The organism is Streptomyces sp. HB132, from assembly GCF_016909575.1.
Taxonomy (GTDB): Bacteria; Actinomycetota; Actinomycetes; order Streptomycetales; family Streptomycetaceae; genus Streptomyces.
Genome location: NZ_JAFBGA010000010.1, coordinates 61,193 through 85,085, shown reverse-complemented (window position 1 = coordinate 85,085; position 23,893 = coordinate 61,193). Strand labels below are relative to the sequence as shown.

At 71.9% G+C, this 23,893-nt stretch carries 19 protein-coding genes; 11 read left to right on the top strand and 8 right to left on the bottom strand.

The window, feature by feature from the left end:
- Positions 1 to 54: 54 nt before the first annotated feature.
- Positions 55 to 453 (bottom strand): guanyl-specific ribonuclease, encoded by a 399-nt coding sequence (locus tag JOC24_RS22190; protein WP_205022112.1) that lies wholly within the window; start codon positions 451 to 453, stop codon positions 55 to 57.
- 253 nt (positions 454 to 706) lie between these two features.
- On the opposite strand from JOC24_RS22190, the gene JOC24_RS22185 reads away from it, so the two are divergent.
- The gene (locus JOC24_RS22185; protein ID WP_205022111.1) at positions 707 to 1,117 is read left to right on the top strand and encodes an ATP-binding protein; all 411 of its coding nucleotides are present in this window, start codon (positions 707 to 709) and stop codon (positions 1,115 to 1,117) included.
- A gap of 3 nt (positions 1,118 to 1,120) precedes the next feature.
- Here JOC24_RS22185 and JOC24_RS22180 read toward each other — a convergent pair whose 3' ends face one another.
- Both JOC24_RS22180 and JOC24_RS22175 read right to left on the bottom strand, forming a co-directional pair.
- Positions 1,121 to 2,209 (bottom strand): DUF2637 domain-containing protein, encoded by a 1,089-nt coding sequence (locus JOC24_RS22180; protein ID WP_205022110.1) that lies wholly within the window; start codon positions 2,207 to 2,209, stop codon positions 1,121 to 1,123.
- Positions 2,210 to 2,413: 204 nt separating this feature from the next.
- Positions 2,414 to 3,262, bottom strand: coding sequence for a (2Fe-2S)-binding protein (locus tag JOC24_RS22175; protein ID WP_205022109.1), 849 nt, complete (start codon positions 3,260 to 3,262; stop codon positions 2,414 to 2,416).
- A gap of 143 nt (positions 3,263 to 3,405) precedes the next feature.
- Here JOC24_RS22175 and JOC24_RS22170 point away from each other — a divergent pair, with 143 nt between their 5' ends.
- Positions 3,406 to 4,152 (top strand): GntR family transcriptional regulator, encoded by a 747-nt coding sequence (locus JOC24_RS22170; RefSeq protein ID WP_205022108.1) that lies wholly within the window; start codon positions 3,406 to 3,408, stop codon positions 4,150 to 4,152.
- 108 nt (positions 4,153 to 4,260) lie between these two features.
- Here JOC24_RS22170 and JOC24_RS22165 read toward each other — a convergent pair whose 3' ends face one another.
- The gene (locus JOC24_RS22165) at positions 4,261 to 5,046 is read right to left on the bottom strand and encodes a hypothetical protein (protein ID WP_205022107.1); all 786 of its coding nucleotides are present in this window, start codon (positions 5,044 to 5,046) and stop codon (positions 4,261 to 4,263) included.
- Between the two features lie 192 nt (positions 5,047 to 5,238).
- Entirely contained in the window at positions 5,239 to 6,954 is a 1,716-nt protein-coding gene (locus JOC24_RS22160; protein ID WP_205022106.1) for a PucR family transcriptional regulator ligand-binding domain-containing protein, read from the bottom strand.
- 291 nt (positions 6,955 to 7,245) lie between these two features.
- On the opposite strand from JOC24_RS22160, the gene JOC24_RS22155 reads away from it, so the two are divergent.
- From JOC24_RS22155 to JOC24_RS22130, 6 genes are all read left to right on the top strand, one after another.
- Entirely contained in the window at positions 7,246 to 8,136 is an 891-nt protein-coding gene (locus tag JOC24_RS22155; RefSeq protein WP_205022105.1) for an FAD binding domain-containing protein, read from the top strand.
- 2 nt (positions 8,137 to 8,138) lie between these two features.
- Positions 8,139 to 8,735 (top strand): (2Fe-2S)-binding protein, encoded by a 597-nt coding sequence (locus JOC24_RS22150; RefSeq protein ID WP_205022104.1) that lies wholly within the window; start codon positions 8,139 to 8,141, stop codon positions 8,733 to 8,735.
- Positions 8,736 to 8,737: 2 nt separating this feature from the next.
- On the top strand, positions 8,738 to 11,155 hold the full coding sequence (locus JOC24_RS22145) for a xanthine dehydrogenase family protein molybdopterin-binding subunit (RefSeq protein WP_205022103.1): 2,418 nt from the start codon (positions 8,738 to 8,740) through the stop codon (positions 11,153 to 11,155).
- Between the two features lie 215 nt (positions 11,156 to 11,370).
- Positions 11,371 to 12,828, top strand: coding sequence for an NCS2 family permease (locus tag JOC24_RS22140; protein WP_205022102.1), 1,458 nt, complete (start codon positions 11,371 to 11,373; stop codon positions 12,826 to 12,828).
- A gap of 39 nt (positions 12,829 to 12,867) precedes the next feature.
- Positions 12,868 to 14,007 (top strand): XdhC family protein, encoded by a 1,140-nt coding sequence (locus JOC24_RS22135; RefSeq protein ID WP_205022101.1) that lies wholly within the window; start codon positions 12,868 to 12,870, stop codon positions 14,005 to 14,007.
- Between the two features lie 104 nt (positions 14,008 to 14,111).
- On the top strand, positions 14,112 to 17,864 hold the full coding sequence (locus JOC24_RS22130) for a S8 family serine peptidase (protein ID WP_205022100.1): 3,753 nt from the start codon (positions 14,112 to 14,114) through the stop codon (positions 17,862 to 17,864).
- A gap of 85 nt (positions 17,865 to 17,949) precedes the next feature.
- On the opposite strand, the gene JOC24_RS22125 is transcribed toward JOC24_RS22130, so the two are convergent.
- From JOC24_RS22125 to JOC24_RS22115, 3 genes are all read right to left on the bottom strand, one after another.
- On the bottom strand, positions 17,950 to 18,114 hold the full coding sequence (locus JOC24_RS22125; RefSeq protein WP_205022099.1) for a hypothetical protein: 165 nt from the start codon (positions 18,112 to 18,114) through the stop codon (positions 17,950 to 17,952).
- A 215-nt stretch (positions 18,115 to 18,329) separates the two neighbouring features.
- Positions 18,330 to 19,871 carry a peptidoglycan-binding protein gene (locus JOC24_RS22120; RefSeq protein WP_205022098.1) on the bottom strand — a complete coding sequence of 514 codons (1,542 nt, stop codon included), beginning with the start codon at positions 19,869 to 19,871 and terminating at the stop codon, positions 18,330 to 18,332.
- Positions 19,872 to 20,094: 223 nt separating this feature from the next.
- Positions 20,095 to 20,826 (bottom strand): nitroreductase family protein, encoded by a 732-nt coding sequence (locus tag JOC24_RS22115; protein ID WP_205022097.1) that lies wholly within the window; start codon positions 20,824 to 20,826, stop codon positions 20,095 to 20,097.
- Between the two features lie 457 nt (positions 20,827 to 21,283).
- Between JOC24_RS22115 and JOC24_RS22110 the strand changes: the two genes are divergently transcribed.
- Genes JOC24_RS22110 through JOC24_RS22100 form a run of 3 tightly spaced genes read left to right on the top strand, consistent with a single transcriptional unit; the run spans position 21,284 to position 23,772 of the window.
- On the top strand, positions 21,284 to 21,517 hold the full coding sequence (locus JOC24_RS22110) for an acyl carrier protein (protein ID WP_205022096.1): 234 nt from the start codon (positions 21,284 to 21,286) through the stop codon (positions 21,515 to 21,517).
- The gene (locus tag JOC24_RS22105; protein WP_205022095.1) at positions 21,514 to 22,788 is read left to right on the top strand and encodes a beta-ketoacyl-[acyl-carrier-protein] synthase family protein; all 1,275 of its coding nucleotides are present in this window, start codon (positions 21,514 to 21,516) and stop codon (positions 22,786 to 22,788) included. Before JOC24_RS22110 ends, JOC24_RS22105 begins: the two co-directional genes overlap by 4 nt.
- A gap of 18 nt (positions 22,789 to 22,806) precedes the next feature.
- Positions 22,807 to 23,772, top strand: coding sequence for an alpha/beta fold hydrolase (locus JOC24_RS22100; protein WP_205022094.1), 966 nt, complete (start codon positions 22,807 to 22,809; stop codon positions 23,770 to 23,772).
- The last annotated feature ends 121 nt before the right edge of the window (positions 23,773 to 23,893 follow it).

The following is a 23,893-nucleotide window of genomic DNA, read 5'->3' as shown; positions in this document are numbered from 1 at the left end:
ATGGTCCGCGCCGCAGGTGGGGGACTACGGCGCGGACCGGACCGGGGGTGCGGATCAGCAGTCGTGGTCGACGAGGTCGAAGGACTCGTAGTGGTCCGCGGTGTAGTAGTCCTCCTCGGTCTCCTCACCCGTCACGATCCGACGGGCCCCGCGGTCCGAGGAGCCGGGCGTGATGACCGTGTACTCGTGGTAGTAGCCCGTGCTCCGGCTCGGCAGCAGCGCTTCCCGGTTCTGGAAGACGGTGCCGTCCTGCTCGTACGGGAACGGGCCGCCGGCATCGATGAGCTCGAGCGTGTCGTGGGCCTGCGAGGGCAGCGCCGAGTAGCAGACACTGCCGACCGCGGCGGTCGAGGGAGCCGTCGCGGCGGACGCGGTGACGGGCCCGCCGACGAAGAGGACGGACAGGAGGGCGGCGATGCCGCCGAGCGTGGTGATCCGTGGGGGGATTCGCATGCCCACCATGATGACGCGCGTAGATGGCCATTCGTCAACGCCAACACGAGTGAATTTTTTGGAAGTTAACCGTGGGTACGGAAAAGTGACGCGCCGGTCGTCCGCCCGGGGTCGTGCGCCCGCTCGTTCATATGTTGACGCCCGCGGACGCGTGACAGCTCCGCTGTGGGGGCATGCATCCCGCGAAGGTGTTCGAGACATGACGTCATGAAACGGAATCCAGGGAGGCCGATTCAGCGTGCGTGCGGGGGACATGACGAAAAGACAGGAGAGCCCGCCGGTGCGGCTGCGCCGCAGACTCGGGCACACCGATCTGTCGGGCGTGGGGGAGGTGCGCGCGGCTCTGCGGGAGTTCCTGCGCTATCGCAGACGGCCGGAGGAGACGGATGTGGCGGAGCTCCTGCTCAGCGAGTTGGTGACGAACGCCCTCATCCACACCAGGAACGGTGCTGTGGTCACGGTCACCTCCGCACCCGCGCGACTGCGGGTGGAGGTGCGCGACTTCGTGACCGGACAGGAGCCCGCGCCGTACGTACCGAACGCCGATGACGGTACGCATGGCAGGGGGCTGCTGCTCGTCCAGAGCCTGGCGGACTCCTGGGGAGTCACGATGCAGGCGCTGGGCAAGGTGGTCTGGTTCGAGCTGAACGCCGGGAGGTCCTGACGCTCAGCCGAACTGTTGCTCCAGGTCCTTCAATTTCTGTTCCAGCGAGTCGAGCCGCGGCAGGGCCTGGGCGTCGTCCTCGGCGGTGAGGTCGACGATGCCGGGATCACCGCTCATGGTCTGAGCCGGAGTGCTCCTGGGAGCCGAGCCGTTCGCTGCTTGCAGCGACGGCCGGGGTCGAAGAGGCAACTGTCCTGGTTCTGTCGTGGCGGGTTCCACGGCCGCCGGGCCGCCGACGCCGGGTGTGCGTGCAGCGATGGCCTGGGCGTCCATCTGGTGGCCGATCCGGACGCCACGCCCCCATACCCGGTTCTGCCGGTTCAGGGCCTTGATCTGGGCCCTGTCCAACTTCGCCTGGTCCCTTCGGCGATGCCTGTCCTGCTCCTTCTCCTGCCGGTCCTCGCGCACGTCGTCCACGGCCTCGTCCAGGGTGCGTACGCCCTCGAGGAGCATCAGCGACCAGGCGCCGAAGGTCTCCCTGGGGGCGCGCAGCCACCGTACGATCCGGATCTGCGGCAGCGGGCGGGGCACCAGGCCCTGCTCGCGCAGTGCCGCGCGGCGGGTCTGCTTCAAGGCGCGATCGAACAGCACAGCGGCAGAGAGCGACATCCCCGCGAAGAAGTGGGGTGCGCCCGCATGCTCGATGCCACGCGGTGCGTGCACCCAGTTGAACCAGGCGGCGGCGCAGGCGAACGTCCACACCAGCAGCCGGGATCCCAGCGCGGCGTCACCGTGGCTGGCCTCGCGCACCGCGAGCACCGAACAGAACATCGCGGCTCCGTCGAGGCCGAACGGGACGAGGTACTCCCAGCCTCCGGAGAGGTTGAGGTTCTGCCGGCCGAAGCCGACGAGCCCGTGGAAGGAGAGGGCGGCGGCGACCGCCGCGCAGCAGAACAGCAGGACGTACGAGGCGGTGGCGTAGAGAGCCTCCTTGCGCCTGCGGCGCTCCTCGCTGCGTTCCCAGTTGTCGTCGGCCGAGGCCTTCTCAGCGGCGCGTTTGCCGCGTGCGACCACCGTCACCGCCGCCAGGACCCCCACGAGCAGTACGGCGCCCGGAAGCAACCAGTCGAGCGAGATGTCGGTCAGTCTCATGCGCGGTCCCTTGCGTCACGTAGGGCATTCCGGGCGCCATTCTGGCCGAAATGCTGCCTCGCTCACGCGCTTTCGGGGTACGCAGACCCTATCGGGCGGATTGGATAACCCGTTGGGTGCAATGAGTCCGAACTCCGTCTCGGACAGGCTGAGTTGTGTTCGAATTCTGGTCGCCCGCCCGGGTGGTGTGAGCCGCCGTACGCATCAGGCGGCGGCCGCCAGCTTCCGGACGCGGTCGGCGTCGCAGGTGCGCGGACACGTGACGCACGTGTCCTCGGGCCGCAGGGTGTAGAAGAGGCAGCAGCTCGCGCGGGTGCGCGTCGGGAGCGATCCGCCGTCGGGTCCGGTCAGCTCCCGGAAGCCCGCCGTGCCCACGTACGGCTTGGTGGTGCCCGGGAGCAGCAGTTCCAGCTCCCGCATCGCGCGCGCCTCCTCGCCGAGCAGGTGGGCGATGTACCAGAGGCCCTCGACGATCTCGTCGGTCGCCATGCCCCAAAGGGCCCGCTTCCCGCGCCGCATGCGCGGCCGGAAGCCGTCCAGCACCGGGCCGATGTGCTGAGCCACGGAGTCCAGGACCTCGGCCCGCAGCGCCGACTCGTCCGGGACGACCCGGGCGCCGGGCGTACCGGCCGCCGGGTCGTCGGGCAGGCAGGCGAACTCGCGTACACGGAGGATCAGATGGCCCAGGCCCCGGTGGAAGGAGACGTCCTCGACGGGGATCCGCGGCACCCGGCGGTGCGTGAACCACGGCAGGGTCACCAGGAGGCAGGCCGGCCACGCGTAGCGGTGCAGGGCGAAGCTCGCCACCACGTCGGGGCGCGCCCGCATGCCGTAGTCCCGCAGGACCTGTGCCTCGTCCCAGGCCATGAACTCGTCCAGTGCGGCACCGCCCGCCGCGAGCTCCGCGGCGCCGACCCATCCGCTGCCCGAAGGTGCCGCGGCGTCATCGGGCAGCATCTCGGCGCGCAGTCCGGGGAAGACTTCGGCCAGCCGGGCGTACGACGTCGTCAGTGGGGACGGGGCTGTGGCGGCGAGCAGAGCGGGCACGGTCATTCAAGGACCACCGAATCACGAGCTTCTTGCAGGTAAGCCTTACCTTACCCGAAGTGATCGGTGTTTGAACTGGGGCCCGCTCCGCCTATCGTGCACGGGGGGCCGGCGCAGGCGAGTCGGCCCGCCGGTCGGAGGAGGTCCCGGTGGAGCAGGGCAGAGCGCGTGAGGACGCGCGGCCGTACACGTCCCCGGGCACCCCGCCCGACGTGCGCGTGCCCGAGCAGGCTCGCGGTGAGCACACCCACAGCGAGCCGCCCGCGCCCCGGGTCGTCCAGCGGCACTCCGTACGGGGGCAGGTCCTGGACGCCCTGCGTGCCGCGCTCGTCGGCGGCGAGCTGGCCCCCGGGCAGGTCTACAGTGCTCCCACGCTCGGCGCCCGCTTCGGTGTGTCCGCGACCCCGGTGCGCGAGGCGATGCAGCAGCTGGCCGCCGAGGGATCCGTCGAGGTCGTGCCGAACCGCGGCTTCCGGGTCAGCGAGAGGGGTCCCCGCGAGCTGGCGGAGCTGGCGGAGCTGCGCGCCCTGATCGAGGTCCCGGTCATGCTGCGTCTCGCCCGTACCGTTCCGGAGGCCGGCTGGTGCGCGCTGCGCCCGCTGGCCGACGCCACGGTCGCGGCGGCAACCGTCGGGCACCGGGCGGCCTACGCGGAGAGCGACCGGGCCTTCCACCGGGCCGTGCTGGCGCTGTCCGGCAACCAGCAGCTCGTGTCGGTCGCCGACGACCTCCACCGCCGGTCCCAGTGGCCACTGGTGAACGGCCCCGTCGACCGACGGGCCGACCTGCTCGCCGACGCCGCTGAGCACATCGCGCTGCTGGACGCCCTCATCGCACGGGACCTCGCGGTGGTGCGGTCCCTCGTCGGCGACCACTTCAGCGGATCGCAAGCCTGAGGCCGCCGGGCCCAGGAGCCGGGAAAGGCCCGCCGAACCCGCCGGGCGCGTGCCGGCACGCGCCCGGCGGCCCGCCTGACGTGTGCCCGCCCGGCGGGTCCGGCCGTGTCAGTTCGCCTCGGCGGTCTCCGGGGCCGGCGGATCCAGCCGGGGGGCGAGCCAGGTCGGCACGCCGCCCAGCAGCCGGAACAGCCGGCCCGCCTCGGCGCGCAGCCGGGCAGCCGCCTCGGGTGCCGGCTCGGCGTCCGCGAGCGAGATGAGCGCCGGGGCAGTCCCCACGAGATAGCCCAGCTCCTCCCTTATGCGCAGAGACTCCGCGAAGCCGTGCCGCGCCTCGGCGAGCTCACCCTCACGCAGGGAGATCGACGCGAGATGCCGCCAGGTGAAGGAGAGCAGGAGCTCGTCACCCCGGGCCGTGGCGCCGGCGTGCGCCCTGCGGTAGGCGGCGCGCGCCGCCTGGGGGGAGTCGGCGATGTTCTGGGCGATCAGGCCCCGGCGGAAGTCCAGCAGGGGGCGGCCGGGAGCCGCGGGGGAGAGCAGGGCCGCGGCCCTGCTGAGCGCCACGCTGGCCTCGTCGGCCCGGTCGCGCGCGCCGAGCAGGGTCGAGGCGTACGCGAGATAGCCGCGCTCGCAGGCGGCCGCCCCGCGCTCGGTGTCGTCCTGGGCGAGCGCCTCGGCTGTCCGCAGCGCGTCCTCCGCGTCGGTCCAGCCGATGCCCGCGTAGAGGCACCGCTCGATGAGCAGCGAGGTCCGCTGGAGGGCGGCGGCGGGGTCGGTGGCGGCCCGGGGTGCGAGCAGTGCGGCGGCGTCCGTCCAGCAGGCGCGTGAGCGCAGCCGCCATACCGCTGTCTGGAGCGGCGGATCGTCATCTGCTGTCGTTCCGGAACCAGACATGGCGGTATGCGCCACATTGCCCTCCCCGAGCGCGCCTTCGAGCTGTGGAGGCCGGCCGGCTGCCGCCGGTCGGCCAGGGTCTGCGCGCATCTCAGCACGGAATGGCACGCCGGGCCAAGGGGTCGGATCGATGTCAGGTGAAAGATTTCACAATCGCCGGGAGCCCGGGAGGGCTCCGGTAGCCCCGGGGAGTCAGCTCATACGCAGGGCGAGGAAGAAGTCGAGCTTGTCCTCGAGGCGCGAAAGGTCACGTCCCGTCAACTGCTCGATACGTCCGACGCGATAGCGCAGTGTGTTGACGTGAAGGTGCAGCCGGGCCGCGCAGCGGGTCCAGGATCCGTCACAGTCCAGGAACGCCTCCAGCGTCTCGATCAGCTCCGCGCGGTGCCGCCGGTCGTAGTCGCGCAGCGGGTCCAGGAGCCGGGCGGTGAAGGCGCGGCGGACGTCGTCGGGGACGAAGGGCAGCAGCAGGACGTGAGAGGCGAGTTCGTGGTGGCCCGCCGCACAGACCGGGCCCGGCCGGGCCGCCGCGACCCGGCGGGCGTGTCTGGCCTCCTCCAGCGCGCCGCGCAGCCCTTCGGCCGAATGAACGGCGGCGCTGACACCCAGTGTCAGGCGGCCGTCGTCCGCGAGGCCGGCGGAGAGCGGCGCGCGCACGGCGGAGAGCAGGGCATCGGCATGCAGCGCGGCCTCCCGCGGCTCCGGAGCGTCGGACTCCTCCCGGGCGTGCGGCCCGTCGGAGCCCCGAGGGGCGAGCGCGGTCAGCGGTACGAGGGCGATGGCCTCGTCATCCGTGTGTGCCACGGCGATCCGGTCCACCGAGTCCGGGCCGGTCACCGCCGGATCGACCAGGATCTCCTCCAGCAGGGCCTGCGCGGCCCGGCCGCCCGACAGGTGCGTACCGTCCGCCGCCCACTCGACCCGGGCGACCACGACCTGCCAGTGCGGTGCCGTGCCGAGGCCCGGCAGCAGGACCGGGGCGGCGACCCGCAGCCTGGCCGCGATCTCGGCGGGCGCGGCGCCCGCCTGGACCAGCTCCAGGACCTCCTGGGCGAGCCTGCGGCGTACCGAGCGGGCGGCGTCGCGGCGGTCCCGTTCGACCGCGATGAGCTGGGTGACACCCTGGAGCAGGTCCAGACGGGCCGCCGGCCATTCGCCGGCGTCGGCCGCCACGGCCAGCAGCCAGTCCGAGAGCACCGTCTCCCGCACATCGCGGGACGGGGCCGGCAGGGTGCTCCGCGCGGTGTCACGGACCGGGAACAGGGAGTAGGCCGTGCCGTCCACCTCCGCCCGGTGCGGCCCCGGACGGCCGGTGCGGGTCGCCGCGAGATGCCGCCCCGCCAGCTCCGCCCCGACCTGCGGGGGCAGCGGCTCGCCGGCCCCGGCGATCTGCCGGCCCGTGGGGGACAGGACCCAGGCGTGCAGGTCCAGGTCGGAGGTGAGCAGGTCGAGGACCACGTCGGGACCGCCGCCGGCCGGGCCGGACGTCATCAGCCTGCGGTGGCGGTCGACGACCGCCGCCAGGTCTCCGGCCCGCTCGCCGGAGACCTGGCGCACGACGTGCTCGGTGATCGTCGCGAACGCCACCGTCTCGTCGACGGCGAAGAGGGGGAGCCGGTGCCGCAGGCACGCCTCGACCAGATCGTCGGGCACGGCCCCGAGCTCCGCCTCGCCCGCCGCCAGACCGGCGACCCCGGCGTTCGCCAGGATCCGGACGAACGGTTCCGAGTCCGAGTCGTCCCGGCGCCAGGCCAGCCCGGTGAGGACCAGCTCCCCGCCGGAGAGATAGCGGCTCGGGTCGCGCAGGTCGGTCGTCATGACTCCCCGGACCGGCCGGTCCAGTTCGTCCTCGCCGCCGAGCAGCCGCAGCCCCATGGCCTCGGTGTCCAGCAGTGCGCGCAGCCGCATGGTCGATTGCCGCCGATCTCTTCGTGGGTGCGTGGGGGCGGCGGAGGTCACCTGTGAGTTGCGGTGAGGTCACCGGTACCCGCCATTCGTTCGAATCTACAAGACACGGATGAGGACCAGCCAGTTCCTTCATGGTTTCGGTGACTGCACCGAGTGGAGCAAGCCTTGTGTACTGGGTCACACACTGCGTCAAGAACACAGGAACGGCCCCCGTCCAAGGCGGGCAGGCCGGCGGGCCGGCCGTCCCCAGCCCCAGCCGAACGACCCGATCGAGAAGAAGAGAGCCGCTCAATGGACTTCCTTCGCCCCGCCAGCTGGGAGGAGGCGCTCGCCGCCAAGGCCGAGCACCCGACGGCTGTGCCCATCGCGGGTGGCACCGACGTGATGGTCGAGATCAACTTCGACCACCGGCGGCCCGAGCACCTCATGGACCTCAACCGCATCGGTGAGCTGTCCGAGTGGCAGGTGGGCCCGGACTCCGTACGCCTCGGAGCCTCCGTGCCGTACAGCGCCGTCATGGAGCACCTGCGGGCCGAACTGCCCGGCCTCGCCCTCGCCTCGCACACCGTCGCCTCGCCCCAGATCCGCAACCGCGGCGGCGTCGGCGGCAACCTGGGGACAGCCTCTCCCGCCGGCGACGCGCACCCGGCGCTGCTCGCCGCAGGCGCCGAGGTGGAAGCCGCGTCCGTACGGGGGACGCGGATGATCCCCATCGACGACTTCTACACGGGCGTCAAGCGCAACGCCCTCGCCCCGGACGAGCTGATCCGGGCCGTGCACATCAAGAAGGCCGACGGCCCGCAGCAGTACTCCAAGGTCGGCACGCGCAACGCGATGGTCATCGCCGTCTGCGCCTTCGGCCTCGCGCTCCACCCCGGCACCCGCACGGTCCGCACCGGCATCGGCTCCGCCGCCCCTACCCCGGTACGGGCGAAGGAGGCCGAGGACTTCCTGAACGCCGCGCTGGAGGAGGGCGGGTTCTGGGAGAGCGGGAAGATCATCACGCCGTCCGTGGCCAAGCAGTTCGCCCAGCTCGCCGCCGGCGCCTGCAACCCCATCGACGACGTACGCGGCACCGCCGCCTACCGCAGGCACGCCGTCGGCATCATGGCCCGCCGCACGCTGGGCTGGACCTGGGAGCAGTACCGCGGAGCGGGACGCACCCTCGAAGGAGCTGCTTAACCATGCGAGTGAATTTCACGGTCAACGGCCGGAAGCAGGAAGCGGACGACGTCTGGGAGGGCGAGTCCCTCCTGTACGTCCTGCGTGAGCGCATGGGGCTTCCCGGCTCCAAGAACGCCTGTGAGCAGGGTGAATGCGGCTCCTGTACGGTCCGTCTCGACGGCGTGCCCGTCTGTTCCTGTCTCGTCGCGGCCGGCCAGGCGGAAGGCCGCGAGATCGTCACCGTCGAGGGACTCGCGGATTACGCCAGGCACCGCGACGACGCCCACCCCGGCACCGGCTGCGCGGCGGGCAGCTGCGGCACCTCGATCGACGCCGCCCAGCGCTGGCAGGCCAGGCCCACCGACGGGCGGAGCGCCGAGGCGGACGAACTCTCCCCGGTCCAGCAGGCGTTCATCGACGCGGGCGCCGTGCAGTGCGGCTTCTGCACCCCCGGTCTGCTGGTCGCCGCCGACGAACTGCTGGAGAAACAGCCCTCCCCGTCTGACCAGGACATCCGCGAGGCGCTCTCCGGGAACCTCTGCCGCTGCACCGGTTACGAGAAGATCCTCGACGCGGTCCGCCTCGCGGCCGCCCGTCAGGAAGAGGCGGTCCGATAGCCATGGCGCTGCACCCACGAGCCGCGACCGTACCGGCCGGCACCCCCACCGGGATCACCCAGGGCTCCAATACCCGGGGCGGCATCGGCGAGTCCACCCTGCGCCCCGACGGCACCCTCAAGGTCACCGGCGAGTTCGCGTACTCCTCGGACATGTGGCACGAGGACATGCTGTGGGGCCACACGCTCCGCTCCACCGTCGCGCACGCCGAGATCCGCTCCATCGACATCGGCGAGGCCGTCGCCACCCCCGGTGTGTACGCCGTGCTGACCTACGACGACCTGCCCGCCGAGATGAAGCACTACGGGCTCGAGATCCAGGACACCCCCGTCCTCGCCCACGGCAAGGTCCGCCACCACGGCGAACCCGTGGCGCTCGTCGCCGCCGACCACCCCGAGACCGCACGCCGAGCAGCCGCCAAGATCCGTATCGACTACGCCGAACTGCCCGTCGTCACGGACGAGGCGTCCGCGACCGCCCCCGGCGCGGTGCTCGTCCACGAGGGCCGCGCCGACCACCACATCGGGCACGTGCCCCACCCCAACATCGTCCACCGCCAGCCCATCGTCCGGGGCGACGCCGAGGCGGCCGCCGGGCGCGCCGACGTGATCGTCACCGGCGACTACGTCTTCGGGATGCAGGACCAGGCCTTCCTCGGCCCGGAGTCCGGCCTCGCGGTGCCGTCCGAGGACGGTGGTGTCGAGCTGTACGTCGCCACCCAGTGGCTGCACTCCGACCTCCGCCAGATCGCCCCGGTACTCGGCCTCCCCGAGGACAAGGTCCGCATGACGCTCTCAGGCGTCGGCGGTGCCTTCGGCGGGCGCGAGGACCTGTCGATGCAGATCCACGCCTGCCTGCTGGCGCTGCGCACCGGCAAGCCCGTCAAGATGGTCTACAACCGCTTCGAGTCCTTCTTCGGACACGTCCACCGTCACCCCGCGAAGCTCCACTACGAGCACGGGGCGACCAAGGACGGCAAGCTCACCCACATGAAGTGCCGGATCGTGCTGGACGGCGGCGCCTACGCCTCCGCCTCCCCGGCCGTCGTCGGCAACGCCTCCTCGCTCGCCGTCGGGCCGTACGTCGTCGAGGACGTGGACATCGAGGCGATCGCCCTCTACTCCAACAACCCGCCCTGCGGCGCCATGCGCGGATTCGGCGCGGTCCAGGCGTGCTTCGCCTACGAGGCTCAGATGGACAAGCTCGCCGCGGCCCTGGACATGGACCCGGTCGAACTCCGGCAGCTGAACGCCATGGAGCAGGGCACCCTGCTCCCCACCGGGCAGCCCGTCGACTCGCCGGCCCCCGTCGCCGAACTGCTGCGCCGCGTCAAGGCGCGCCCCATGCCGCCCGAGCAGCAGTGGCTGTCGGCCGACGCGGAGGGCAGCTCCGTCGACGTACGCGCGCTGCCCGGAGGCCTGTCCAACACGACCCACGGCGAAGGCGTCGTGCGCGGTGTCGGGTACGCCGTCGGCCTGAAGAACGTCGGCTTCTCCGAGGGCTTCGACGACTACTCCACCGCCCGTGTGCGGATGGAGGTCATCAACGGCGAACCCGTGGCCACCGTGCACACCGCGATGGCGGAGGTCGGGCAGGGCGGCGTCACCGTGCACGCCCAGATCGCCCGCACCGAGCTCGGGGTCAACCAGGTCACCATCCACCCGGCGGACACCCAGGTCGGATCGGCCGGCTCCACTTCGGCCTCCCGGCAGACGTACGTCACCGGGGGTGCCGTGAAGAACTCCTGCGAGGCCGTCCGGGAACAGGTCCTGGAGATCGGCCGCCGCAAGTTCGGCACGTACCACCCCGCCTGGGCCACCGCCGAACTCCTCCTGGAGGGCGGCAAGGTCGTCACCGACGGCGGCGAGGTGCTCGCCTCGCTCGCCGACGTGCTGGAGGACGAGAGCGTCGATGTCGAGCTGGAGTGGCGCCACCGGCCCACCGAGGCGTTCGACCTGCGCACCGGACAGGGCAACGGCCACGTCCAGTACTCCTTCGCCGCGCACCGCGCGGTCGTCGAGGTCGACACCGAGCTGGGCCTGGTCAAGGTCATCGAGCTCGCGTGCGCCCAGGACGTCGGCAAGGCGCTCAACCCGCTGTCGGTCGTGGGCCAGATCCAGGGCGGCACGACCCAGGGGCTGGGTGTCGCCGTCATGGAGGAGATCATCGTCGACCCGAAGACCGCGAAGGTACGCAACCCGTCCTTCACGGACTACCTGATTCCCACCATCCTCGACACACCGACCATCCCGGTCGACGTGCTCGAACTCGCCGACGACCACGCCCCGTACGGGCTGCGCGGTATCGGCGAGGCCCCCACCCTGTCGTCCACCCCGGCCGTCCTCGCGGCGATCCGCAACGCGACGGGCCTGGAGCTCGATCGGACGCCGGTGCGCCCCGAGCACATCACCGGCACCTGACGGGACCCTCAAGACCCTCCGGGCGGTGTGCGCCTGCGGTGAACGTCACACCTCCCCGCACCGCGCGCCGTCCGGAGCCACCGCGCAACCTCTCCATCTGCACGCAGAGTTCGCCTCGGGCCGTCCCCCGGGTCGTGCGCCTCGCAGTCATCCCAAATCCCGCAATCACGACAGCTCCACGCGGGTGCCCCTGTGAACCTTGGGAGTCAGGCAACATGACCCAGCAGTCCGTGGAACCCAGGACCAGCGCGGAGGACGCGGGCCCCGGCTCGCACGTTCCCGCCGGACGGTCCTGGCTCGACCGGTACTTCCACATATCCGAACGCGGATCGACCGTCGCACGCGAAGTCCGCGGCGGCGTCACGACCTTCATGGCCATGGCGTACATCCTCCTGCTCAACCCGCTCATCCTCGGCGGCAAGGACGTCGACGGCCGGCTGCTGAGCCAGCCCGGCCTGATCACGGCCACCGCGCTCGCGGCGGCCGCCACCACCCTGCTGATGGGTTTCGTCGGCAAGGTCCCGCTCGCGCTCGCGGCGGGCCTCAGCGTCTCCGGTGTGCTCGCCTCGCAGGTCGCGCCGGCCATGACCTGGCCGCAGGCCATGGGCATGTGTGTGATCTACGGCGTGGTGATCTGCCTGCTGGTCGTCACCGGCCTCCGCGAGCTGATCATGAACGCCATCCCGCTCGCGCTGAAGCACGGCATCACCATCGGGATCGGCCTCTTCATCGCGCTCATCGGCCTCTTCAAGGCCGGCTTCGTCCACCAGGGCACCGCGACCCCGCTTTCCCTCGGCCCGACCGGTGAACTCGCCGGCTGGCCGGTGCTCATCTTCGCCGTGACGCTTCTGCTGATCTTCATGCTGCAGGCGCGCAACGTCCCCGGCGCGATCCTGATCGGCATCGTCGTCGGCACCCTGGCGGCGATCGTCGTCAACGCCGTCGGCGACATCGACCCGAAGGCATGGAGCAGCGGCCCTCCCGAACTGAGCGGCGGCGCGGTCTCCTCACCGGACTTCTCGCTCTTCGGGAACGTCGAGTTCGGCGGCTGGGGCGACGTCGGTGCCATGACCGTCGGCATGATCGTCTTCACCCTCGTGCTGGCCGGCTTCTTCGATGCCATGGCCACCATCATCGGGGTCGGCACGGAGGCGAAGCTCGCGGACGACAAGGGCCGGATGCCGGGCCTGTCCAAGGCCCTGTTCATCGACGGCGCCGGCGGTGCCATCGGCGGCGTGGCCGGGGGCTCCGGCCAGACCGTGTTCGTCGAGTCGGCGACCGGCGTCGGGGAGGGGGCCCGCACCGGGCTCGCCTCCGTCGTCACCGGGCTCTTCTTCGCGGCCTGCCTCTTCTTCACCCCGCTCACTGCGATCGTGCCCGCCGAGGTGGCCTCCGCCGCCCTGGTCGTCATCGGCGCCATGATGATGCAGAACGCCCGGCACGTGGACTGGGGCGACCGCTCCGTCGCCGTACCGGTCTTCCTCACGGTCGTCCTGATGCCGTTCACGTACACCATCACCACCGGTGTCGCCGCGGGCGTCATCTCGTACTCGGCCATCAGGCTCGCCCAGGGCAGGGCGCGCGAGGTCGGCGTCTTCATGTGGGTCCTGACGCTGGTCTTCGTCGTGTACTTCGCCCTCCACCCCATCGAGAGCTGGCTGGGCGTCAGCTGACGCACCCTCGCCCTCCGCACCTTCAGAAGGAGACACGCCATGCTGGACATCGCCGAAGAGCTTCACCGGTGGGTCGGGCAGGGACGCGCGTTCGCCGTGGCCACCGTGGTGGCCGTCGGCGGCAGCGCGCCCCGGCAGCCGGGCGCCGCCCTCGCCGTGGACAGCGACGGCACGGCCATCGGCTCGGTCTCCGGCGGATGTGTGGAGGGCGCGGTGTACGAGCTGTGCCGCCAGGCGATCGAGGACGGCACGACCGTGCGGACACGCTTCGGGTACAGCGACGACGACGCCTTCGCTGTCGGTCTGACCTGCGGCGGCGTCATCGACGTCCTGGTGACCCCGGTGCGCGCGGACGACCCCGCGCGCCGGGTGTTCGCCGCCGCGTTCGCGGCCGCCGCCGAGGGGAGCGCGGCGGCGGTCGCCCGCGTCACCGAAGGCCCGGACGAACTGCTCGGCAAGCCCCTGCTGGTGCACTCCGACGGCGCGTACGAGGGCGGGCTCGGCGGACATCCCGAGCTGGACCGTACGGCCGCGGCCGAGGCACGCGCGATGCTCGACGCGGGCCGCACCGGAGAGGTCGTCATCGGTGCCGGGGGATCCCGGTGCGGCAGTCCCCTCACCCTCCTCGTCGAATCGAGCGTCCCGCCGCCCCGGATGATCGTCTTCGGCGCCATCGACTTCGCCGCGGCTCTGACGCGGGCCGGCCGCTTCCTCGGCTACCGGGTCACCGTCTGCGACGCCCGGCCGGTCTTCGCCACGGCTGCGCGCTTCCCGGACGCCGACGAGATCGTCGTGGACTGGCCGCACCGCTATCTCGCCACCACCGACGTCGACGCGCGCACGGTGCTCTGCGTCCTCACGCACGACGCCAAGTTCGACATCCCGCTGCTGGAACTGGCCCTTCGGCTGCCGGTCGCCTACGTCGGGGCGATGGGATCGCGCCGCACCCACCTGGAGCGCAACGAGAGGCTGCGCGAGGCCGGTGTCACCGAACACCAACTGGCCGCCCTGCACTCGCCGATCGGCCTCGACCTGGGAGCCCGGACCCCGGAGGAGACCGCGCTCTCCATCGCCGCGGAGATCGTCGCGGACCGGCGCGGCGGCACCGGCCTGCCGCTGAAGGGGGCCCACACGCCGATCCACCACGACACCGGCACACCGCTGGCATCGGTGGCCTGATCCGCCCCACCGTCGGCGTCCATCCCGGGCGGGTTGCCGCCACGGCGGTTTCACGCCAGGGGTGAGGCCGTCCGCCGCACCGGATTTACCGGTAGATCAGCTGCATGACATTTTCCCTCTCCTCCGTCCCCGGCCGGGCGAGACCCGCTCGCGCGGGACGCAGGGCTCTGCTCATAGCGACCTCCGTCGCGCTCCTGAGCGGCGTCCTGCTTCCCGCGGCGGGGTCCGCCACCGCCGTCCCGAAGCCGCCGAACGCCGAGGACCGCCGAGGACCCGACGTTCGCGACTACGACATCACCCTGGTCACCGGCGACGTCGTCCACTACTCGGACGGCGCGGGCAACCAGGACACCGTCACCGTCGACCGCCCCGACGGCGCGAAAGGCGGTGTGCACGTGCAGCAGGCGGGGGAGGACATCTACGTCATCCCCGACGAGGCGAGCGCCCTCATCGCGGCGGAGAAGCTGGACCGCCGGCTGTTCAACATCTCCACGCTGGTCGACATGGGATACGACGACCGACGCTCCGGCGGCATCCCGCTGATCGCCACCTACCCTGCGAGCACGGCGCGTTCGCTGCCCGCCGCCCCGCGCGGCAGCAAGACCGTCCGCCGGCTGGAGTCGGTCGACGGCGTGGCCCTGAAGGCCGGCAAGGACGACGCCCGCGCCTTCTGGAGCGACATCTCCGGTACGCGGAAGAGCCGTTCGTTGGACAAGGGCATCTCCAAGCTGTGGCTCGACGGAAAGGTCGAGGCCGCACTCAAGGACTCCGTGCCACAGGTCAACGCCCCGCAGGCATGGGCGGAAGGCTTCGACGGCGAGGGCACGACGGTCGCCGTCCTCGACACCGGCGTCGACGCCACGCACCCGGACCTCAAGGACCGCGTCACGCAGTCCAGGAGCTTCGTCCCCGGCGAGGAGGTCGACGACAGGAACGGCCACGGCACGCACGTCGCGTCCACCGTCGCGGGCTCGGGCGCGGCGTCGGACGGCGCCGCCAAGGGTGTCGCTCCCGCTGCCGACCTGCTCGTCGGCAAGGTCCTCGGCGACGGGGGATCCGGTGCCGACTCCGGCATCATCGAGGCCATGGAGTGGGCGAAGGCCGAGGGCGCGGACGTCGTCTCCTTGAGCCTCGGGTCGAGCATCCCGGACGACGGGACCGATCCGATGGCGCAGGCCGTCGACGCGCTGTCCGCCGACGGCGGCCCGCTGTTCGTGATCGCCGCGGGCAACGCCTACGGCGCCGGCACCATCGGCTCGCCCGGCTCCGCCGCGAGCGCGCTGACCGTCGCAGCCGTCGACAAGCAGGACGGCCGGGCGGACTTCTCCTCCATGGGCCCGCTCGTGCGCTCCTACGGTCTGAAGCCCGACCTGTCGGCCCCCGGCGTCGACATCAACGCCGCGGCCTCCCAGTCCGTCCCGGGCGTCGAGGGCATGTACCAGCAGATGTCCGGTACGTCGATGGCGACCCCGCACGTCGCGGGTGCCGCGGCCATCCTGAAGCAGCGGCACCCCGAGTGGTCCGGTCAGCGCGTCAAGGACGCGCTGATGAGCTCCTCGAAGCGGCTGCCCGGCTACACGCCGTACGAGCAGGGAACCGGACGCCTCGACGTGAAGGCCGCCGTCGACACGACGATCGAGGCCACCGGCTCCGTCGAGGCCGCTTCGTACGACTGGCCGCACAGCGCCGACGACGCGGTCGCCGAACGGACCGTCACCTACCGCAACACGGGTGACGAGGACGTCACACTCGACCTGGCGACCGACACGGACGCGGCCGCCTACAGGCTGTCCGCGTCGGAGCTGACCGTACCGGCGGGCTCCACCGCAGAGGCGGTCCTCTCGATCGACCCGTCGAAGGTCGCCGCAGACACCCGGTTCTCCGGCCAGGTCGTCGCCACCGACGCGTCCGGTGCCACGGTGGCCCACACCGGTTTCGCCGTGAACAAGGAGCGAGAGCTCCATGACCTGACGCTCCGGCTGCGCGACCGCTCGGGCGAGCCGATGGACGGCACCGTGGTCCTCGCCGCGCTCGGTGACACCGAGCTCGGCCTCGTACAGGTCTCCGGTGAGACCACCCTGCGGCTGCCCCCGGGCAATTACACCGCCTGGACCTCGGCGGACGTCGACGGCGACCGCTCCGACTCCAAGGCCGTAGCCTTCCTCTCGGCCCCCGAGACGATCCTCGACAAGGCCACCACCGTCACCCTCGACGCCTCGAAGGCCCGCAAGGTGAGCGTGCGCACCCCGAAGGAGACCGAGACCCGGCAGCTGCGCTACGACATGGCCCGTACGTCCCCCGAGGGCGTCGTCCAGCGTGACGCCTACCAGATCCCGCCGACCTACGACCAGCTGTGGGCGAGCCCGACGAAGAAGGTCACCCAGGGCGGCTTCAGCTTCCTCACCCGCTGGCGCCAGGGCGAGGAACTGATCGACCTCACGGCCGACGGTCACGACGTCCCGGTCACGGTGCAGAACGGCTCGGTCGTCGCCGAGGACAGCGAGCAGAAGCTCACCGGGGTCTACGCCGGCAACGGTGCCGCAGCCGACTACAGGGGACGCGGCGTCAAGGGCAAGGCCGTCGTCGTCACCCGCAGCGACGCCGTCCCGCCCGCCGAACGGCTGGCCCATGCACTCGCCGCGGGCGCGAAGGCGCTCTTCGTCGTCAACGACGGCCGAGGGGTCGCGATGGAGAGCTACGCGCCGTACGGCGAGCAGACCACCATCCCGGTCGCGTCGGTGCGGAGGGTCGCCGGCGAAACACTGATCAAGGCGGCGCAGCGCGGCAAGAAGCTCTCCGTCGACCAGCGGAAGTTCGCCGGTTACGTCTACGACCTGGTGGACCGCCACGACGGCACCATCCCGGACCGCTCACTGGCCTTCGCCCCGTCGTCCCGTCAGCTCGCGAAGGTGGAGAACACCTTCTACGGCCACAAGGCGACCCTGGGCGGCGGCTACCGCTACGACATCCCGGACTACGGGCCGGGCCTCGGCTTCGAGGAGTACGAGAAGTTCCCGGGCACCCGCACCGAGTGGGTCAACCCGCTCCCGGGCGCCTCCTTCTGGTACGAGAACCACTCCGTGCTCAACGCCGACGCCACCGACACGGCGCACGAGATGCGCAGCCCCGAGCTCGACTACACGGCGGGCCGCACCTACCGCGCCGACTGGTTCGCCCCGGTCACGGGCCCCCGCCTGGGCACCGGCTACTGGGGACCGTTCCGTACGTCGTACGACGACATGCAGTTCAACATCACGCCGTGGACGGACTCGGGTGAGGGCCACACCGGCTCGATGCCCGCGGACGAGTACGACACCACGTCCTACGCCTTCTACCAGGGCGACACCCTGATCAAGAAGGGTGCGGGACGGGCCGGTCACATCGGGGACCTGCCCGCCGCGAAGGTGCCGTACCGCCTGGTGATCGACTCGGTGCGGGACGAGGCCGCCTGGAAGACCTCCACACGCACGCACACCGAGTGGAGCTACGTCTCGGGAGCCCTGCCGGACGGCACCGAGCGGGCCGACATCCCGCTGCTCCAGCTCGACTACGACGTGGACACCGATCTGGCCGGTGACGTCAGGGCCGGCGAGCCGGTGGAGGTCGGCATCGGGTCCGGCACCCAGGCGTGGCTGGACGGGGCGGTGAGGGCGGACAAGGCCTCGCTGTCCGTCAGCTACGACGAGGGCGCGACGTGGAGCGCGGTGGCGCTGCGCAAGGGCGCGCCGGGTGAGTGGACCGCGGGGCTGCGGACACCTGCCGAGGGCGCTTCCTCGGTCTCGCTCAGGGCACACGCCGAGGGTCCCGGCGGCCTGGCCGTCGACCAGGAGATCATCAAGGCCTTCGGTCTGAAGTGACCTGCTGAGCCGTCCGGCCGAGGTGGTCCCGCATCCCGCACGGGGGTGCGGGACCACTCCGTCGTACGGTACGGCCGCGCCGTTCTCACCTGCGGCGGGCCGCCTTCTCCAGGGCCTTGCGCCGCGCGACGGTGTACGTCGACCAGTCACCCCGGTGCCGGTCGCACCGCGAGGCGTCCTTCATCGCCAGACGCCGGCAGCGCGTGCCCTTCTGGGTGAGTGCTCCACATGCCGACTGCGTGCGAGCCATGTACGTCCGCCCTCCGAGTCCCGTCGGCCGGGTGCCGACGAGGCCCAGGTTGGCCCGTGGACCTGGTGCGGGGGAAGGCGCACCAGCGCTCGCCGGGTGTGCTCCGGCGCGTGCGGGCGGTGCCCCGCGCCTGCTCGCCCTCAGGTCCCGGCGTGGCGTGCGCGGGGCATGAGGTGGGGTAGGCGCGGGGGCACCGGACCACGGTGCGGCGGCGATCAGCGTCCGGACTGCAGTGCGGCCCAGGTGTCGGGGCCGACGCTGCCGTCTGCCGACAGGCCCCGTGTGCTCTGGTAGTCGCGGACGGCCTTGTCCGTGTTCGCGCCGAAGGCCCCGTCGGCGGACACGGTCCTGCCGAGCGCCGCGGTCAGCGACCGCTGCAGCCGCTTCACCGCGTCGCCCGAGGCGCCCGTCACGAGCGTCGGCGTGGTGCCGGCGGAGAGCAGAGCGGTCCAGGTCTTCGGGCCGACGGTGCCGTCGGCGGAGAGCCCACGCGCGGTCTGGAACGCCTGCACCGCGCTCCTGGTGGCGGAGCCGAACACGCCGTCCGCTGTGCCCGCTTCGTAACCCTGCTGGTTCAGCAGCGTCTGCACGGCCTTCACCTGCGGGCCCGTCGAGCCCGACTTCTGGGTCGTGTACGCCCCGAAGCTCAGGCCGTCGGCGCCGCTGGAGCCGCCGACGAGCTGCATGTAGTAGGTCCAGTTCCAGTTGGCGCCCGGGTCGGTGTGGTCGTTCCCGGGGGCCTCGCTGTGCCCGATGACGTGCGCCCGGTCCTTGGGGATGCCGTACCGGTCGCACAGGTAGGTCGTCAGTGCCGCGGAGGAGCGGTACATCGTGTCGGTGAACCACGACGGGTCGTCGACGAAGCCTTCGTGCTCGATGCCGAGCGACGAGGCGTTGGCGCTCTTGGCGTGGTACGCGGTGTCCTTGTCGCGCACCATCTGGGTGATCTGGCCGTCCGACGAACGGACCACGTAGTGGGAGCTGACCTTCGACGTCGCGTTCTGGAACCAGCTGATGGTCCCGGCGTACGAGCCCTGGGTGACGTGGATGACCACCTTGTCCACCGTGGCCGTGCGACCCGTCGCGAAGTTGGCGGAGTTGGCGGCCACCCAGAGCGCTGGTGGGTAGTCGGGGCTCTGGGCGGTGACGTCCGCCTTCGCGAGGGGGCCCTTGTCCGGGGAGACCGGGCGGGAGGTGACGGATACCCGTTCACCGCCGGCCACGGTGGCCCGCAGGCCCTGGGCGAGGAAGGTGTAGACGGTGTCGGCGTAGAGGGCGGAGACGGCACCCTCGGCTCCGCTGTAACGGGCCACGGCCGGGTACCAGGCGTTGATGTCCGAGCGCTCCGCCGTGTCCAGACCCAGGGCGTCCGCGTGGCTGCGCAGGACGGCCGCGCCGCCCAGGATGTTGGCCCCGGTGTCCTCGCGCAGATCGGCCGTGGACTCACCCGTCAGCGCGGCGGCCTTCTCCAGGGAGTGGTTGACGGGGTTGCTGACGAGGTGCATCACGCCGTAGCCGTTGTCCTGGCTGGGCCGTCCGGCGTGTCCGTTCAGGTGCGTCTCGCCGTAGCCGACGGCGGCGAGCAGGTCTCGTGGTACGCCGTACTCCTCGGCGGCCTGCTCGAAGGCCCGGTTCATGGAGTCCGTGCCGGTGGAGTCGGCGCCGGCCGGCTGGCCGGCGCCGACGAGGGCGGTGACGGTGAGAGAGGCAAGAACGGCTGCGCGGCCTCGGGTGTGGCCGGCGGGGCGTCGGGGCATACCTGCTCCAGGTCTGTGGGGGAGAGGAAGGCCGCCGGACCGGTGGGGTGGGCCGAGGGCCGCTGAGCCCGCACAGGCTATCTATCTGCACGGAGCATGACAACGACGCCGCCGTGTGTCCAAATCCCTTTCACTCCAATGGAGTTGCTCTTTCAGACATGCGCCCGACGGGCTGCCGGATGGGCCGCCACCCCGGGCAGGGGGTGACGGCGCCCGGATGGCGCTACCAGCGGTCCCGGTGGACCACGTCGGCCACCGGGCGGCGGCGGACAGGCCCGAAGTTGCCCTGCGGCCACCCCACCGGGATGGCGGCGAAGGTGTGCGTGTCCGAGGGGATCCCGAGGGCCTTCTTCCACTCCTGTTCCAGCATCAGGTGCCAGATGGTGAGGTTCGCGGCGAGCCCCAGAGCCCGCGCCGCGAGCAGGATGTTCTGGACGCCCGGATAGACGCAGGAGCCCTCCGCGAGTGCCTGGAAACGTTCCTGAGTACCCGTCATGTGCTCGAGTCCGGCAGGGCCGAGCGACGCGGCGTAGACCCCCAGGCCCTCCTCGTCGAACTGCGGCTCCGGGAACTTGTAGCAGGGGATGATCAGAGCGGGTGTGTCCGCGAAGTGGTCGCGCTGGTGCTCGATCGCCGCCACCATGCGCCCGTACGCCGCGTCGTCCATGCCCTTGGGGGCGTGCTTGCCGGTGGTCGCGAGGTAGGCGTCCACGCACCGCTTCCAGAGCGGAGCGAGTTCGGCCATGACCGCGCGGTCCGTGACGACCACGTACTCGTAGCACTGCATGTTGCCGCCGCTCGGCCCCCAGACGGCGGCCTGTATCAGCTGGTCGATCGTCTCGTCCGGGACGGCGTCCGGCTTGAGGCGGCGCATGGCGCGCATGGTGGACATGGTCGGGAAGAGGGCGGGTCCGTCGGGGGCGGGGGCGTCGGCGTACACCGTTTCGAAGGTCATGATCGCGGAGTGTACGGCTCAGAACCTGCTGCGGGGAGTCCCGTCGGCCTCCTCGGACCGTTCCCGGCACGGTGCAGGTCAGCGCCGTCGGAGCCGCCGCCGGGAGCCCTCCGCCGGCCCACGCTCCGCCCCGTCGGTTCGCACAAACCGGCCTCCCTGGGCGGTCCGTTCGGCAGACTCGGTCCGTGCCGCCGCGTCGATCCGCTCCGTCGCCGCTGAGGGCCCGTCCTCGGACGGGGCCTCATGTCCGTACGTCCGTGCCCATCGTGTCACCCGCCGTCGCGGCGCGGCGGAATCGCACACCTGGCCGTCCCCACTCCTCACGGGGGAACGGGGTCGGGAACGGCGGCCGTGAAGGCGTATAAAGGGTCCCTCCCGAGCAGCCGGCGTCCCCGATGGCCATCTCACCCCCCACGCGGCCGGCGTCACCGCGTACCGAGAGCGGAGGAGCGTCCCCATGAGCACCTCGGAAGAGATCAGCGCCTTGCTCGTCACCAGGTTCGGAACCGACCCGGACGCCATCCGGCCCGAGGTGCCGCTCCGGCACCTGCGACTGGACTCGCTCGCGCTGGAAGAGCTCCGGCTCCTCATCGAGGACCGGATGGACATCGATCTGGAGGACGTCGTCCTGTCGTCGCGCGACACCGTCGGCCGCCTGGTCGAGGCCGTGTGCAGCAAGGCCGGCGCGTGACGGGCCGGGGGCCGTTCGCACGCGTGCCCGTACGTCCGGGCATCGAGCCGTTCAGCGCGGCGGTCACCGGCATCGGTCTGGTCACCGCCGCCGGGGTGGGGGTCGACGAGGCGTGGCGCGGTGTGTGCGACACGGCGGTCGCCCCCTCCGTCCCGCACCTGCCGGAACTCGACGGGCTGCCCTGCGACTTCATGTACACCGTCGAAGGCCTCGACACGAGGGCCGTCCTGGGCGTCGCCGTGCATCGGCTGATGGACCGATTCTCCCAGCTCGCCGTGATCGCCGCCCGCGAGGCGGTCGCCGACGCCGGACTCGACCCCGCGGTCTGGGACAGCGGACGGGTCGCCGTGGTCATCGGCTCCGCCCACGGCGGCCTGCCGTTCTACGACGAACAGCACACCACCCTCAGCGAGCGCGGAGCACGGCGCGTCTCCCCGAAGCTCGCCCCGCTGAGTGTCGTCAACGGCGCCGCCAGCAGCGTCGCCATGGACCTGGGCGTCCACGGTCCGAGCCAGGCCGTCTCCACCGCGTGCTCGTCGGGCACCGTGGCCATCGGCACGGCCCACCAGATGCTCCGCGCCGGGGCCTGCGACATCGTCGTCGCGGGCGGCGCGGAATCGGTCCGCTCCCGGCTCCTGATCGCCAGCGCCTGTCAGATGCGGGCCGTCTCCACGCGCCGCGACGACCCGACGGCCGCCTGCCGCCCCTTCGACTCGCACCGCGACGGCTTCGTCGTCGGCGAGGGCGCCGGCCTCCTCGTGATGGAACGCCCCGAGCACGCACGGGCCCGCGGCGCCACGGTCCGTGCCCGGATCGCCGGCTACGGGGCCTCCAGCGACGCCCACTCCGCCGTGGCCCCCGACCCCGACGGCCTCGGCATCGAGAGGGCGCTGCGCACCGCCCTGGCCGACGCGGGCCTCGACGCCTCCGACGTCGGCCACGTCAACGCCCACGGTACGTCGACCGTCGCCAACGACCTCATCGAGGCGGTCATGCTGCGCCGCGTCCTGGGCGAGCACCCCCTCGTCACCTCGACGAAGGCCATGACCGGCCACGCCCTGGGTGCCGCCGGAGGTATCGAGGCCGCCCTGACCGTCCTCGCGCTCCAGCACCAACTTGTCCCGCCGACCGCCAACCTCGACGCACCCGACCCCGAGATCCCCGTCGAGGTGGTGAGCAAGGAGGCCCGGCACGCGGTGTTCGACTGTGCCGTCAAGACCTCGCTCGGCTTCGGTGGCCACAACGCGGCGCTCGTGCTCACCAGAGCCTGACGGGAAGCGAGGAGCAGCATGCCCGAGGAGATCATCCGTTCACTGACGGTGGACGGGGTGCGTTACGGCTATCGCGTCCTGCCCCGCGACCCGGCCGCCGGCGGAACGCCGGTGACCGAACCGGTGCTGGTGATCGGAGGTGCGCTGCAGGGCATGTTCGGCTGGCCGCAGATGGACGACCATCTGGGCCAGGTCGCCGATGTGGTGACCGCGGACCTCCCCGGCATGGGCTCGGCCGACCCCCTGCCACCCGGCCCCGCCGCCCCGGTCCTGCGCGCGGCGGTCACCGGGATCATCGACGACCTGGGCGCCTCCCGGATCAATCTCTTCGGCTTCTCCTACGGTGCGGCCGTCGCCTTCGACTGCGCCCGGCACGACCCGGGACGCGTCGCGCGGCTCGTTCTGGGCGGCGTCCCCACGCATGTCGGTGAGGACCGGCGGGCCTACTGGCGCCGGGCGACGCAGGCACTGGCGGAGGGCGACACGGAGGGCTTCGCGGCACTGGCCGCCGACGGGTTGATGTGCCTGGACCCGGACCGGCCCGTGCACCGCCGGGAGCTCGCCCGGCGCTATGTGCGGCGCTCGTTCCTGCACGCGCTCGCCCACTCCGAGCATGCCGCCGACTCGCTGCGTCGGGCCCTGGGGGACCGGCCCGACTTCTCCGGCGGACTGTCGGGCGTCCCGGCCCTCGTCTTCGCGGGGGAGCACGACACGGTGACGTCTGTGGAACTGCAGCGGGAGTTCGCCGGGACGATCGAGGGCAGCCGCTTCCTCACCTTGCCGGAATCCGACCACTGGGTCGTGCTGGAGCGGTCCGAGGAGGTCGCCGCCCTGGTGACCCGCTTCTTCACGGACCAGCCGCTCGAGCCCGCCGGGGTGCGGCTTCCGCACCAGGCGCGGGCCGGCGAGGCCACTGTGGCGCCGATCACGTCGGCTGCGCCCCCGCTCCCGGGCCGACCGGCACGGCGTACGACGTCGCCGTAAGCTGCCGCATCGTCAACGAGACGTCGTGGCAACACCGTTCGTGGCGTGACGGCGTGACGGCGTGACGGCGTGACGGCGTGACGGCGTTCCGGGTGGCGGCCCGTGCCTGGCCGCCACCCGG